This window comes from Saccharicrinis sp. 156, from assembly GCF_050589685.1.
GTDB lineage: Bacteria > Bacteroidota > Bacteroidia > Bacteroidales > Marinilabiliaceae > Saccharicrinis.
The window spans coordinates 37,353-53,053 of sequence record NZ_JBNGOS010000031.1; the positions used below are offsets into that span (position 1 = coordinate 37,353).

Sequence of the window (15,701 nt, forward strand, 5' to 3'; positions counted from 1 at the left end):
ATGCTTTTTTTTTTCTCCTTGATTATAGGTGGGTAATTGCTCAAACTTTAGTGGTTAATTGCTTTTTAGGTTTGTAAACCCGTTGGAATACAGGATGATGGCGGATGGCAGGTCGGGTTGAACATTTGAGCCATATTATGAGCTGTTATTTCTTCTTAAGTTTGAATTAATTAAAATTTTAAAAAAATGTAAACAATAATTAATTGCATAATCTATTAGATTAACTGCAAAAAATTAGTCAACGTGATAACGTTAGCTAATAGATTACAAAACTTAAATGATATATAATTAAACATTAAGCTTATGACTAATCAGATCAGAATTAGCAAGTTGTTTGGAAATCACCGCTCCATATGGTTTGTGGTGGTGTTTTTCCTTCTGTTTGACGCAGCTTCACTATTTGCATCTATTTCGTTTGAAGAAGAATCTAACTTTATTCAACAAGAGGAAGTAAAAATTCAGGGAACCATAGTAGACCAAACAGGAGCTCCAATTCCTGGAGTAAGTATAGTAATAAAAGGAACGAGCATCGGCACCATTACCGATATAGATGGTAATTTCTCTTTAAAAGCTTCAATTAACAGTAGCATTGTAGTTTCATTTATTGGTTTTGCAACGCAAGAAATTGTGGTGACGCCGCAAACGTCACAGCTTAATATAGTATTAAAAGAGGATATCGCCAAACTTGATGAAGTTGTGGTGGTGGGATATGGTACGCAGAAAAAAGAAACTGTAACTGGCTCATTGTCTTCGGTAAGTTCAGAAGAGCTTACAAAGCAACCAGTAAGTAGTGTAACGCAGGCTTTGGCAGGTAAATTGCCTGGATTAATTGCAAATCAATCCGGAGGACGACCAGGTAAAGATGGAGCCACCATTAAAATTAGGGGTATTGCTACCCTTGATGAGGGGGCAGGTTCAAGTCCCCTTGTTTTAATTGATGGAGTTGAGCGTCAGCAAAGTGAACTTAACTTTTTAGATCCCAACGAGATTGAAACCTTATCAATACTGAAAGATGCCTCTTCAACTGCCGTTTTTGGTGTAAGGGGAGCTAACGGGGTTATTCTTGTAACTACAAAACGAGGAAAAGAAGGGCCGGCGAAGGTAATGTACAAAACAACTATGGCTGTGATGATTCCTGATAGGAGCATCAAACTGGTTAATAGTTATCAGCAACAAGGCCTTTTGAACGAATATTCAGGATTTGCAGAGGATTCTGAAGATCCAATTGCACCATACCCCAAAAGTGTTCGGGATAGGTATAAAGCAGTAATTGATGGTAACCCTGTGGAACCGAGTGATCCATTCTTTTACCCAAGTACCAATTATGCCGATTTGATGCTTAAGGATTACGCGTTTCAAAAACAACATAATTTTACCATTAGAGGAGGTAGCGACAAGTTTAAATATTTTGCTTCGTTAGGTTACTTCGATCAGGATGGAATGTTTAAAAATATCAATCCTGATTTAGATAAATCAACCAATTATCAAAGGTATAACTATCGCACAAACCTGGATATTAAATTAACAAATACAACAACTGCAAAAGTTAATATTGGCGGTAGTTTTAACCAAAACATTTCATTAGGACAAGGAGGAAATGAGCCTGCACGAAGCTTTTATTGGAATTTAGTGGTGCACTCTTCACCTTGGGACGGCTATGTTCATGATGGCAAGCTGGTGATGCTTCAGGAAAATGCGAATAATGTAATGCTGAACAGTGATTTTCGGGGGTATAATCTAGAGTTGGAAAATACCAGCGACTATTCGTTTATTATAGATCAAAAGCTCGATTTTATTACAGAAGGGCTGTCTGCTAAAGCTACAGCCTCGTTTGTGAGTTACTTTAGTAATTATATTCGAAGAGAGAAGAATGATAAAAACCTCCCTTATTATTCGCCTTTTTTAAACAGCGATGGTACAGTAAGTTTTTACAGAGAGAAAGAAGATATTTTGCCGGCTAATAGTACATCTCAGGATAAAAGAAGAAAAGAATATTACGAGTTTACCTTGAATTACCAAAGAAGCATTAATGATATCCATAATGTGTCTTTAATGGGATTATTCAATGCTGATAAATCTTTTTATTATTTGAGCGAATTTAGTGATATTCCTCGTTCATATTTAGGTTTTTCGGGTAGGGCAACCTATAACTTCAAAAGCAGATATATGGCCGAGTTTAATATTGGTTATAATGGTTCAGAAAATTTTCTTGAAGGTAAAAGATTTGGTTTTTTTCCTGCTTATTCAGCCGGATGGACATTTACCGAGGAACCATGGTTAAAAAACCTGATAGGCGAAAATATTCTTACCTATGGTAAGTTTAGATTCTCTTATGGTACTGTTGGAAATGATAAAATGGGGGGGAATAGGTTTTTATATCTACCGGATACCTATACAATGGGTAACTCAAATTACTGGGGGCCACAATTTGGTCAGTTAGGCGCTTTGCAATACTATGCGCATGCCTTACCGGGAAGAACAGGTAATCCTAATGTAACCTGGGAAAAGTCAAAAAAAATCAATTATGGTGCAGACCTGTCTTTTGTTCAGGATTTGATATCTCTTAATATTGATTATTTCACAGAAGACCGTACCGACATTTTAATTGATCAACAAGTTGTGCCTATTTATCAGCAAACCGGTGCTTTAGCGTTAAACCTGGGGCAGGTTCATAACGAAGGGTATGAAATTGAATTAGGTTTTAATAAAAAGCTAAATAGCAATACAAGAATTTGGGCAAATGCCAACTATACACATACCAGAAACAAAATTATTGAAATTGATGAGCCGGAGGTAGATTTACCCTATAGGCAAAAAACAGGAACACGTGTTGGTGAAGCATGGGGGTATCAACAAGAAGATTTCTTTAAAACGGTAGAAGAAGCGGAAACGTATAAAGATGAATTATGGGCAACCTATAGCGAACTGAACCCGGGAGCAAGTAAAAATGATTATCAGGCGTACAAAATATTTGACGACGGTAGTGATGTGTCAGCGGGAGACCTTAAGTTTATTGACCGTAACAATGATGGTTTAATTACTACCGATGATGCCGGATATCTGGATATTCCAACATTCCCGGAAACCATGTTTGGGTTTGGAGCTGGTGTTACTCATAAAAAGCTTTCATTTTCATTTATGTTTCAGGGAGGTGCGGATTATGCAATTAATGTAAGAACGGATAACTCACCAACTTTAAGCAAAGGTACGGCACTGGATTTTGTAATGAACAGGTATACTCCGGAACGATATGCGGCTGGCGAAAAAATTGAATTTCCTCGTTTACTGGCCTCTAATGATAACTGGAAATATGTGGGCTCATATTGGATGAGAAATGCAAGTTACATAAGGTTAAAGAATACTGAGATAGCTTATACTTTTGATAAAACGGATAAATTCATTGAAAAACTAGGACTGGACAATGTTAGAGTTTTTGCCAATGGGTATAATTTGTTAACCATTAGTGATATTAAATATATAGATCCTGAAACTACAAACGGTGTGTTGAGATATCCGCGCAGTAGAGTTATAAATCTTGGAGTTCAAGTTCAATTTTAATTTATAAGTAATTAGACATGAAAAAATATATAATATATAGTTTTAAGTCCATTGCTTTTCTGGCATTAATGGTAACATTATTTGCCTCATGCGAAAAGGACTTTTTAGAAAAACCTGCTGGTAGTGATATCACCATCGATACAGTATTTACTACATCAACGAATGCACAACAGATTATAATGACCCTTTATCAGGATCGTTATTTTAGCCCTGATAATATTCCGGTTAACTGGTGGGATGACGCTGCATGGCTAAGTTGGTCATGTATGGGTGAGGATCTTTATTATCCTAAAGCACCCTGGGTAAGACACTGGCAATATGTCGATGGAACTATGAGCTCTAATAGTAATCAACTGTACAAATTACCACACTTGTTTTTTGCCGTACGTATGGCGAATGTGTATTTGCAAAAAGCGGCAAATATAACACCGGTTTCTGCAGACGACGAAAAATACATAAACTATATGCGGGGTGAGGCACATGCCAACCTGGCCTATCAATATTTTAAAGGATTTAGAATATGGGGTAGTTTACCCTGGATTAACAGAGTATTGGTAGGTGGAGAAGATCCTATTCCAAGGGCACCATTTAATGAGCTGGTGGACAGTATAGTTTCTCGTTTAGATATTGCAGCATCCATGCTGCCCGAGAAATGGGAGGATAGATGGGAAGGAAGATTTACCAGTGTTGCAGCAAAAGCCCTAAAAGCAAAAGTATTGGTTTATGCGGCAAGTGACCTGTACAATGGTCCTACGCCATCATATGCTGCCGGTTATGAGCATTCGGAAGTATTGGGGTATGGAAGTTATGACCAACAACGCTGGAAGCGTGCTGCCGATGCCTGTAAAGAGGCCATTGATGCAGCACATGCTGCTGGTCATCAGTTGTATACTGGCGGGGGAGAAGAAAAGAATGTTTATGAGTTGGCCATTAATAAAACAGACGAACATATTTTATGGCAAAGATTATCCAATGGATCTATTGTAAACTGGGCATATGCACATAATATGATGAACTATCCTTATGGAATTGCCTACTCTAATAGAGCTGATTTGGCCATGCAGCCAACATTTCAGCACGTAGATGCATACCAAATGAGTAATGGGAAATTTCCGATTGAAGGCTATGAAGGTGGAGATGGTACCAAACCTATTATTTCTCAAGCAGGTATTGATGCGGGCTACAGCGATCAGGATTTTGCTAAAAACAGAGATCCCCGTTTCCATCAGAATATTGTCTATCATGGCTCTACATTTGGTGAGTCCTACAATGACAAACTAATAAATTTCGATCTTGATAAATCAGTTCCGGATAGAACACATGGTGATTGGGCTAACTTTATATCTGGTTTTATGGTGCGTAAATTTGTTAACGAAGCGATCGGAGAGTCTGAATCGGTAACTTATACGCCTATACATCCTATTATTCGGTTGGCAGATATTTACTTGTTATATGCCGAGGCACTTAATAGATTTAATAACGGGCCAGATGCCGAAGCTATAAATTATCTGAATCAAATTCGATCTCGCTCGGGCATGCCTGATTATGCTGCCGAGAACTATAAGGGATCTGCTGCAGAGGAACAATTCCAAAATGCTATTAAGTACGAAAGAAGAGTGGAGTTTTACCTGGAAGGACAACGTTATTTCGATTTAAGAAGATGGAAAAATGGTGAAGATCTTCAATTGACTATGGTGGGGCAGGCAGTTAACAATGGTGTAGTTTCAAGAACATATTTAAATTGGACCAATTCTTGGGATGACAAACTTTATTTTCACCCCTTCCATGCAAAAACATGGGTAAACACTACCCCTGGGCTATACCAAAATCCGGCTTACTAATCCATTTAATTCAGGAATTAATACGTTAATAATTATGAAAAAATATATTAGATCATATATATTCCTTGTTGTTTGTTGTGCCATTGCAACTCAAGGGTGGTCACAGTCCGACACGATACAAAATAATAAGGAGGTAATTTCAAACGGCAAAATAAGTATTGCCTATGGGGAACAGGAAAAAAATAATGTGTCTTCTTCAATATCTGCGGTTTCTGGAGAAGAACTCGAAAAAGGATCTGTATCCAATTTCGGTAACGCATTGATGGGTAAGCTTCCCGGGTTATTTGTTATGCAAGGCGGTGGAGAGCCAGGTAACAACTCTCCTACATTAAGAATAAGAGGAGCTGGTCATGCACCATTAATAATGATAGATGGGTTTGAGAGGGATATGACTTACATTGCCCCGGAAGAAATTGAATCTGTTTCTGTATTAAAAGATGCTTCAGCCCTGGCCCTATATGGTATGAAAGGAGCTAATGGAGCTATACTGATTACTACCAAAAGGGGTGAGATTCAAAGACGTAAACTTAGTGTTAGTATTCAGTCTGGTATACAAACTCCCCAAAGCACAATGGGAGTATTGAATGCTACCCAATACATGACTATGTATAATCAGGCTGCATTAAACGATGGTTTACCTGCTAAATACTCGACAGCTGATATAGCCGCTGCAGGCACTTCACCGTTATATCCGAATGTTAATTGGAAAGATTTGGTAATTAAAGATTTTACCAATATTACAAGAGCAAATATCGGATTAACAGGAGGATCAGAATACATTAAGTATTTTTTTAACGTTGGTGGTTTATACAACAATGGTATATATAAACCCGAAAATCCTGAAATGAACGCTAATGTTAGTCTAATGCGTTTAAATATAAGGTCGAACATTGATGTGCAGGTTACAAATAACACGGTGTTCTCATTGGATTTGGCCGGAAGTGTTGACAAGAATATACATCCGGCAGATAATGCATCCAAGCTTTGGAGTTCGATATTGACTTTACCTCCAAATGAATTTAATGCGGTGAACCCTGATGGCAGTTATGGAGGTTCATACTTGTCGTACAACAACCCTTTAGGAATGTTGGAGTATACCGGAGATAGCAATTCATTGAGTCGCATATTCAATGCGAGCTTTAAATTGCAACAAGACCTGGGAATGATTACTGAAGGACTTTCTGTGGGTTTAGGTTATGCGCTTGATAATGGTTCAACAAACGGAGATGGAACCTGGAGACATTTTAGAGTAAGACAGGTAACCGGTCAAGTAGGTGATGAGTATACCTATGAATCGTATAGAGAAAACTATCCTTTTAGCAAATGGAGTAATGCCGAAAGTAACAGGTTTATTATTTATACAGGTGATATTGCCTACGATATGCCTGAGAAGAATGGAAACAAGCTAAATGTTTTATTACGTTACCAAGGCGACCAGCAATATAGAACCAACAACGACTTATCGCCCTATTTGACTAATAATTATGCCGGTAGAATTAATTATTCAAAAGACAACAAGTACTTATTAGAACTTGCCGCGAGTTACTTTGGATCTGACCAATATGCTGAAGGGAAACAATATGGATTTTTTCCTTCTGCATCGGCAGGATGGGTGTTTACCAATGAAGACTTTGCAGAAAACAGTGCCCTTTTTACTTATGGTAAAATAAAAGCTTCATATGGTATTACCGGATATAACAGGGCTGTAAATGGCAGATACCCTTATGCTCAGTTTTATACCAACAATGGCGGCTTCCCATTTGGTACAGACTGGGCGTGGTTTGGTGGAACACAGCCTGGTGTGCTAGCAAATGAAGATGTTCAATGGGAAATATCCAATAAGATGAACATTGGTTTGGAGTTGGAGATGTTTAATAAATTATCTGTGGAAGCAGATTATTATCAAAACAAAAGGACCAATGTACTTTATGTAGATTATACTATTCCATCAATATCAGGAGCTACCCTACCCTATGAAAATATAGGAGAACTAACTGATACAGGTGTTGATGTAAATATTGGATATACCGAAAATAGCAAGGTGTTGAAATGGTATGCAGATTTAGTATTCTCTTATTATGATAATTCCGTTGATGAGATGGGAGAGTCCCTTAATACAGGCGATTTGGCACATCTGAATAAAACGGGCAATTCAGCTACTTCAATTTACGGTTATAAAACTGTCGGTTATTATGAGAGTGGTGCCGATATACAATCATCCCCAACACAAACCTTCGGTACACCAAGAGTGGGTGACTTGAAATATAAAGATATGAATAACGATGATATCATCGATTCAAGGGATATGACCGTTATTGGAGATTACATGGCCAATATTGATCTTGGGCTTAGACTAGGAGCTTCGTATAAAAATTTCGATATAGAAGCCATGTTGCAGGGGCAGTTCAATCGCGATATTAATTTAAACGGAAATGAATTAGCAGAGCCCTTTATCCATGGTAATGCGGTAAACGAAATTGCTGAAGAAGAAGGATTCCCGGCTTTAACCTTGTCAAATATGAACAATTACCAAAGTTCATCATATTGGGTTAGAAAAGGGGACTTCGTTAAGCTTAGAAACATTGAACTGGGGTATTCGCTAGGAACAAATGTACTGTCTGACCTTAACATGAAGAAAGTAAGATTTTTTGTAAGGGGGGTTAATGTTCTTACAATGAGCAAGTGGAAATATACCGATCCCGAATATACTTCTATAGGATATCCACCTATGAAATCTTATTTGCTAGGTGTTAATATAGATTTTTAGACTTCAAGCGGTTAAAAATTATTAAGATATGAAACCAGCCACGGAATGTTATCTAACTAAGAATAATTATAGGCGGTTTCCATTGAATACCAAAAACTTAAAATATAATGAGATGAAAATTCATATAAAAATATTATCAGTAATAATTCTTGCAGCATTTACTTTTTCCGCATGTCAGGACCTTGAAATGCTTGAAGACACAGGTATTAGTGATGAATTACAATGGGATAATCCTTCGTATGTTACCAGATATGTTACTAACGTTATTAGTAATATGCCCACAGGGTATAATAATCTTGAGTTTGGTTGGGCACTATATGCCAATGCCACCGATGAAGCGGAAAATTCAAATCCAAGGCATGCCGTGCAAAATATGAATACAGGTAACTGGAATTCTACTACAGGTTTTATTGATAATATCTGGAATAGACATTATCAAAACATTTATAAGATAAATCATTTTCTTGAAAGAACTGAGCCCATTACTTATGAGAGCTACGCTCCAAGTAAAAGATCATTATATATGAAAGAACTTGAGGGTTACAAAGTTGAAATGCGTTTTTTAAGAGCTTTGTTTTATTACGAGTTGATTAAACATTATGGAGGTGTAGTCCTGGTTGGAGATGCGGCTGTTGATAGCCTTGAGGATGTGCGAAACGATGCCTTCAAAGCAGGCAGGTCTACCTTTAAAAATTGTGCAGAATATATCATAAGCGAATGTGACTATATTATCGATAATGAATTGCTTCCGTTGCTCGATGAAGGTGCTGATCAGGGGAGACCCAATGGAACTGCTGCAAAGGCGTTGAAATGTAAAACACAATTGTTGCTTGCCAGTCCGGTGTATAATACAGCAATAACAGAAGGTTCTGCGGAACAAATGGAATATTGGAAGGCAGTTGCAGCAACGGCCGAAGATATTGCATTTGACAGGGTATTTACATTTGGACCATACGATGTATTTGATGGTACAAGCCCAGAGGTGATACTTGGTTATCGTCATGCAAATTCAGGTAACTTTGAAATCAGAAATTATCCGATAGGCAGCGAAAGAAAGACACCTGAATTTTCGGGAGCAACCAACCCGTCGCAAAACCTGGTGGATGCATATCGCATGAAAAATGGCATGAGCATAGATGAGCCAGGTTCTGGGTATGATCCTTCAAATCCGTATGCAAACAGAGATGACCGTTTAGCACAAACTATTCTATACAACGGCAGCGGTTGGAATGAACGTAATGTTGAACCGCGAACTGTTGACATATATAGAGGTGGAAGGGATGGTATGGATCGCCCATATGGAACAAGAACCGGATATTATCTGAAAAAGTTTGTAGATACAGGTTTGGATTTAAGGCAACAGCAAGGTTCAAACAAAGAGTGGCCTATATTTAGATTTGCTGATATTGTGCTCATTTGGGCAGAGGCCGTGAATGAAGTGTGGGGACCAACCGATCGAGGAGATTCGTACCTTACTGCAACAACAATTCTTAACCAAACCATTGTTCGACATGGTGGATTGGATGAATTGCCGCTAACCGGTATAAATAAAGAAGAATTAAGAGAGCGTATTCGCGAAGAAAGATTTTTAGAACTGGCTTTTGAAGGACAACGTGCCTGGGATTTAAGACGCTGGGGTATTGCAAAAGATGTATTAGGTGCTGCTCTGTACAAAATGGAGGTAACAATGAACACTGATGGTTCATTCAATTATTCAAAGCAAAAGTTGGAAGACCGTTATTTTGAGGAAAGAATGAATTTATACCCGATTCCACAAAGGGATGTAAACAATGGTTTGGAACAAAACCCGGGATGGTAAGAGTTAAGTGTATAAACATTAAAAGCTAAAATCATGAAACGAGCCATGTGAAATACTACTTATACAAGAGTATGACTAAGGTGGCGAGTTCCATGTGGCCATTGAAAAATTAAATTTAGACACATGAAATATTTAGTTAGCATATTAATAATAACCTGCTCCATGACAATGGGCTGGGCTCAGCAAGCTTTTGAGCCGAAAGTTGATGGTACAAAGTATTATATTCAAGTTTACGATGGCGAAACCAACGAAAAGATATTGTATCAGAATGCAGCACACCCAAGCTGGCAAACTAAAATTCAGTTAGCAGACTTCTTTGACGGGTCTTTAAGCCAATTATGGACTTTTAAAGCAACAGCAATGTATCCGGGTTACTATAGCGTATTTAACCATGATGAAAATTTAACTGAGGCTCACCATTTGATGTCGTGGAACTGGAATGCTTATTTAGGGGCTAACCGGGATCCTGCTGATTCTCCTGAAATGCAGTACCGCTTTATAGAAGTAGCCGATGGTTGGTATAAATTTGAAACCATAGAAAAGGAAGATGGACTTAACGGTATAGCCTATACACCGGGTGCGGATGCATTAAATCTGAAGGCGGAAGGTTTTGTTTCGTTTAGTGACGTTAAAAGTGCAGATGTTACTCCACAAAATATGATCAATAATGTCTTTCGCTTCGTAGAATTTGACCCATTAACAGCATATGATAATTCTCTGGAAATCGGTGAAAACTTGTATAAAACCTACCCCAATGCTCCGGAGACAGCACGTTACGATTTCTTCTATGCACTTGAGAAAGGGCGGGAAGCAAGAGTATTTGCCACAGAATCGGAAATATTGGCCTCTCAGGATATGATCTACGAAGCCATTGCCAAATTTACCAGGGTGGTTGAGTTTGATACCATGTTGACTGATGCTTTGACCTTTATTAATGCATCAGATGCAGATAGTGACGTAAAAACCTCATTCACGGCTTTAGTAAATAATGCGGATGAAGCATTTAACGCGGGGAGTTTAAGTTCAGAAGATATTGAAGTTATTACACTAGATATTGCAGCTGCAAAAGAATTGGTGGAGGCCATTATAGCTGCACAAACATTCGGTACATCATTAACTGGCCTTGATAGCAGGTTACGCAGCGGAGTGGCTAACGCTGTTAGTAGCGCAAAAGCTATTTTGATTTCCGCACAGGGCAATGCTGATGCATATAACGCTGCAATACTGCATCTTGAAAAAATGGAGGATACCATACTTGAAATAAATACTGCTACTGAACTACTTGAGGGAACACAAGAGTTTGAAGAAGCAAAAGAAATTTTAAGTACAGCCATTGAAGCAGCCATTGTGGCAATAAATACGGTTGATGTTACTTCCGAAGAATTAGATGCAAGTATTGCAGCTATGCAAGAGGCTATTAAAACTTTCCAAAAAGCATTGGAAGCAGGAGATACGTTGGTTGAATTGCTAAACGCAGGTTTTGAAAGTGACCTTGCCGACTGGGTTGTTGATTCGCCGACCCCAAGTGCAGCATACCCTGAAAATAAAGGTGTTGATGGTTCAAGAAGTATTACTTGTTGGAAAGGTTCTGAATATCAAATGAGTGTATATCAATCCATTAGTGGGATACCTAATGGTACTTATACAGTAAGTTGTTTTGCAACGGTGAGGACAACGGATGATTTTTCGTTGTTTGCGGCAAGTGATGCAAATTATCAGGTACTTCCATTAGTAAACGATGGTACTCTTACCCAAAGAACAGTTGAAATTGAAGTTACCAACGGAATGCTTGAGTTTGGCTTAAAAGGTAGTGGATCTGATAATATGGTGCCAGCAGGAAGTTGGGTTGTTTTTGATGATTTTGAAGTTAAATGGGCGTCGCAAACTAAAGTTACCAATGGTGATTTTGAAAACGATTTGACGGATTGGTCGGTAGAAGGAGACGTAAGTCGGGCTTACCCAGAAAATAAGGGTGTTGATGGATCTAGAAGCATTACCTGTTATGGAGGTGCCGATTATGCCATCTCAGTTTCAAAAACATTATCCGGATTGGAAAATGGTACCTATGCGGTGAGTGCAATGGCAAAAACCAATGTGGATAATGCCTTTGTGGTTTCTGGTGAAAGTGCAGGTGTTGAGTCAATGGTGCCTGTAACAGGCAATCAGCTAATGAAGTTTAAGACTGTTGTAACGGTTACCGATGGTACACTTACTGTTGGTGTTCATGGAGCTGGAGAGAACAATGCTGTACCGGCAGGTAACTGGGTTGTATTTGATAATGTAGAGGTGGTTAGGATGCCGAATATACCTGTTGTAAATGCAGGCTTTAATGCAGATCTAACGGATTGGTTGGTGGATTCTCCGACTCCTGAAGCAGCCTACGCTCAAAATCGGGGAATAGATGGTTCTCGCAGTATTACCTGGTGGAGAGGTTCCGACTATCAGATGATGGTTTACCAATCGATTAACAATATCTCAAATGGTACTTATAAAATAAGTTGCGTTTATAGAAATAGTAGTGAAGGTGCGATTGGTTTGTTTGCAGAAAGTGGGGCTAATATCGTTGACTTGCCTTTGCCCTTGTATAATAACGGCGAACAAGATTTAACAAAAAGTGAAATCGAAATAACAGTTTCCGATGGTACTTTAAGTTTTGGTATTAGAGGTCAAGGGGATAATAATGGAGTGCCGGCAGGTCAGTGGATAGTATATGATGAGTTTCAGGTTTTACTTAAAACCATAACCCCTGTTTACGAAGAAGCAATTCCTCAAAACCAGGAAGTCATTCCTGAAATAATAGAGCGTGCTATTCCTGAAAGTGAACCTAAAATCATCTATTCGCAAGGTGGCCAGTCCTTAAATATCCAATCTTCGGATGTTATTGTTAAATATGCTGTCTTTAGCCTAACAGGATCGATGGTTGATACTCAACAAACAAGTAGAAATTCCGTGTCTATTCCTTTGAATAGAGGCATCTACATTGTTCGGATTACAACTGAAAACGGTGTTGTTGATACTAAAAAGATGACCATTTATTAGTCATTCCCATCATACTATTGAGGAGAAGGTGTTTGTTGCAACATCTTCTCCTTAATCCATACATATCAATTATTTCGTCTGGTTATTAGACTTTTCAGTATGCGTTTATTATTAAAAATATTAATAACGGTTATCTACCTATCTCTTATTGAGAGAAATATAGTGGCTCAGGATTATTATACGCCTATAGCAAGCTATAGTTTTGATAACGATTCTGCTGTAGACGAAATGGTTAATTCTGTTATTAATCTTTATAATCAGGCATCTTTATACAACGATTCTCAAAGAGGTTCGGTATTGCGGTTTTCTGCTGAATCAAAGAGTTATGCGGTATTTAATAAAAAGCTTCTGGATTCAGATTCGTGTAGTATTTCCTTTTTCTTTTACTGGGAAAGTAACAACGCCAGTTCCTGGCATCAATTGTTTGAACTTCATGATCCGGATACGAATAACAATTTATTTTTCACCCCTCAAAACGGTTGGGGTAATAATATGAGCTCAGTAATTAGTGATAATAAAGAATATAGTAATTATGAAGCACTTAACGCCCGACCTATTGTTAAAAATACCTGGTTGCATGTGGCGATAACATTTGCTGATAAATTGGCAACCATATATGTTGACGGTGAGGAAGTTTCTCGAGGTTATATCATGTTTACACCAAAATCGGTTCAAACAAATTCATTGTATTTGGGTGGTAATCCTAATCGTTCGAACAATTATTATATGTCGGCAAGGTTAGATGATATTAAAATATTCAACAAATCTCTTAGTGCCAATCAAATCCAGGCCTTAGCTCGTGAAACCCAAATACCGGCACCGGAAAATAATAAAACACGTTGGGAAACAGCAGGTAATCCCATACAAATAGAAATTGATATTACCGATAAAAAACAAACTATTCAGAATTTTGGTTCTTCTGATGGATGGAATGCTGAGAGAATAGGGAAATATTGGCCGGAAACCAAAAAAGAGAAGTTAGCAGAGTTACTATTTAGTTCAGAAAAAGATGCGCATGGAAATCCTAAAGGATTAGGACTGTCTGCATGGCGTTTTAATATAGGAGCCGGGACTGCAGAACAAGAAGAGGCAAGCCGGATCACCCAGGAATGGAGAAGGACCGAATGTTTTCTCAATGCTGACGGAAAAAATTACAACTGGAATAAACAAGCTGGCCAGCAATGGTTTTTAAAACAAGCAGCGGTCAATTATAATATAAATCACATCATTGGCTGGCAAAATAGTCCACCGGTCCTTTATACTGATAATAATCTCGGTTTTAGAGAATACGGGGCAGCAATGTCAACCATATTAAAACAAGAATACTTCGACGATTTTGCACGTTTTCTTGCAGAGGTATCCAAACATTTTAAAAATGAAGGAATTAAGATTGATTATATAAGTCCATTAAATGAGCCTCAATATGCTTGGGCGCCTTCGGAAGTCGGAGGAAACGTTAGTCAAGAAGGTACCCCATGGACCAATCAGGAAATACATGATGTTGTAGTTGCTATTGATAATGAGTTTACCAAGCAAAATATCGATACAAAATTGTTTATTTCAGAAGCTGGCTCAATCAGTTATCATATAGGAGGTACAGGTCATGCCAGTAACCAGTTGGACAATTTTTGGAATCAGAATTCCACCCTCTCATTGGTAGGAACACCTTCGTTTTCTAATATAGTTTCCTATCATAGTTACTGGAAAGATTTTGGATCTGCTTTAGAAAGTGAACGGAAGACTTTTCTGGATCAAAGCCTTCAGTTGGATCCCGTTCCCATGGCATGGCAAACTGAATATTCTCTGTTAGGTGGAGGTTATAGAGACGGCTATGCCGATGGATACGTGCTAACAGAAATGGAATGTGCTTTATCGCTTTCGAAAGTTCTTATGGCCGACTTAAATGTTGCTAATACAACTGGTTGGCAATGGTGGAGTACATTCGGTCAAGGAAAACATGGGGGTGAATCAAGGTTTGCCCTAATTGAAGCACTAACCAAGAATGATAATTCTGATGGCGATTATCATCTCAATAAACTTTTTTACACGTTGGGTAACTTTTCTCATTTCATTCGTCCTGGAATGAAGCGGGTAAGCTATACGCGTTCTGATAATTTGACAATCTCAGAAGAAACCTCTGATATTATTTATTCAGTTTATACCGATGACAATGAAAAAAAGTTGGTACTAGTTGGGGCCAACTATACCAACGAAGCAATAGAATCAAAGATTTTATTGAAAGGTGTTGGAGATAAAAGGCTGCAAAACGCTCAATTATATTTAACAGATGAGTTTGCTAATTTATCTAAACAAGAATTTGATTTTTCATCCAATAACCTGATTGTTCCTGCTCTTTCAGTAATTACTTATACAGCGGATATTTCATCTAATATCTCTGCAAACTCGTTTTTGAAAGTCCCGGAGTTTAAAGCTTATTATAATAAGATTAATAATGATATAATAGTTAGGTTCAAAGAGAATTCATCATTGAAGGAAATACGTCTATATAATACAACTGGAAATTTATTAAGTGTAAATCCCATTAGTAAAGGACTAAGAGAGATGACTATTCGTTCTTCTCATTTGGTGCAAGGAGTTTACCTGTTGGCAGGTATAGACGGCGTTAATGTTAGTACAACAAAGGTTATGGTTTCGAGCCATTGAATATGAACAAAAT

Annotated in this window: 6 protein-coding genes; all 6 read left to right on the plus strand. The window is 38.0% G+C overall.

Features of this window, described 5'->3' with window-relative positions:
• Positions 1 to 303 precede the first annotated feature (303 nt).
• A complete protein-coding gene (locus tag ACRD64_RS18115; protein WP_430934873.1) occupies positions 304 to 3,558 on the plus strand; it encodes a SusC/RagA family TonB-linked outer membrane protein in 3,255 nt (1,084 codons plus the stop codon).
• Between the two features lie 17 nt (positions 3,559 to 3,575).
• The gene (locus tag ACRD64_RS18120) at positions 3,576 to 5,399 is read left to right on the plus strand and encodes a RagB/SusD family nutrient uptake outer membrane protein (RefSeq protein ID WP_430934874.1); all 1,824 of its coding nucleotides are present in this window, start codon (positions 3,576 to 3,578) and stop codon (positions 5,397 to 5,399) included.
• Between the two features lie 34 nt (positions 5,400 to 5,433).
• Complete coding sequence (locus ACRD64_RS18125; protein ID WP_430934875.1) at positions 5,434 to 8,166, plus strand: SusC/RagA family TonB-linked outer membrane protein; 2,733 nt, start codon at positions 5,434 to 5,436, stop codon at positions 8,164 to 8,166.
• A 112-nt stretch (positions 8,167 to 8,278) separates the two neighbouring features.
• Complete coding sequence (locus tag ACRD64_RS18130) at positions 8,279 to 9,985, plus strand: RagB/SusD family nutrient uptake outer membrane protein (RefSeq protein WP_430934876.1); 1,707 nt, start codon at positions 8,279 to 8,281, stop codon at positions 9,983 to 9,985.
• 123 nt (positions 9,986 to 10,108) lie between these two features.
• Positions 10,109 to 13,024 carry a T9SS type A sorting domain-containing protein gene (locus ACRD64_RS18135; RefSeq protein WP_430934877.1) on the plus strand — a complete coding sequence of 972 codons (2,916 nt, stop codon included), beginning with the start codon at positions 10,109 to 10,111 and terminating at the stop codon, positions 13,022 to 13,024.
• Between the two features lie 99 nt (positions 13,025 to 13,123).
• Positions 13,124 to 15,688, plus strand: coding sequence for a glycoside hydrolase (locus ACRD64_RS18140; protein ID WP_430934878.1), 2,565 nt, complete (start codon positions 13,124 to 13,126; stop codon positions 15,686 to 15,688).
• Positions 15,689 to 15,701: the final 13 nt, after the last annotated feature.

Coding starts and splice junctions, on each gene's coding strand:
- ACRD64_RS18125 (WP_430934875.1), top strand. CDS start 5,434: ATGAAAAAATATATTAGATCATATATATTCCTTGTTGTTTGTTGTGCC.
- ACRD64_RS18130 (WP_430934876.1), top strand. CDS start 8,279: ATGAAAATTCATATAAAAATATTATCAGTAATAATTCTTGCAGCATTT.
- ACRD64_RS18135 (WP_430934877.1), top strand. CDS start 10,109: ATGAAATATTTAGTTAGCATATTAATAATAACCTGCTCCATGACAATG.
- ACRD64_RS18115 (WP_430934873.1), top strand. CDS start 304: ATGACTAATCAGATCAGAATTAGCAAGTTGTTTGGAAATCACCGCTCC.
- ACRD64_RS18140 (WP_430934878.1), top strand. CDS start 13,124: ATGCGTTTATTATTAAAAATATTAATAACGGTTATCTACCTATCTCTT.
- ACRD64_RS18120 (WP_430934874.1), top strand. CDS start 3,576: ATGAAAAAATATATAATATATAGTTTTAAGTCCATTGCTTTTCTGGCA.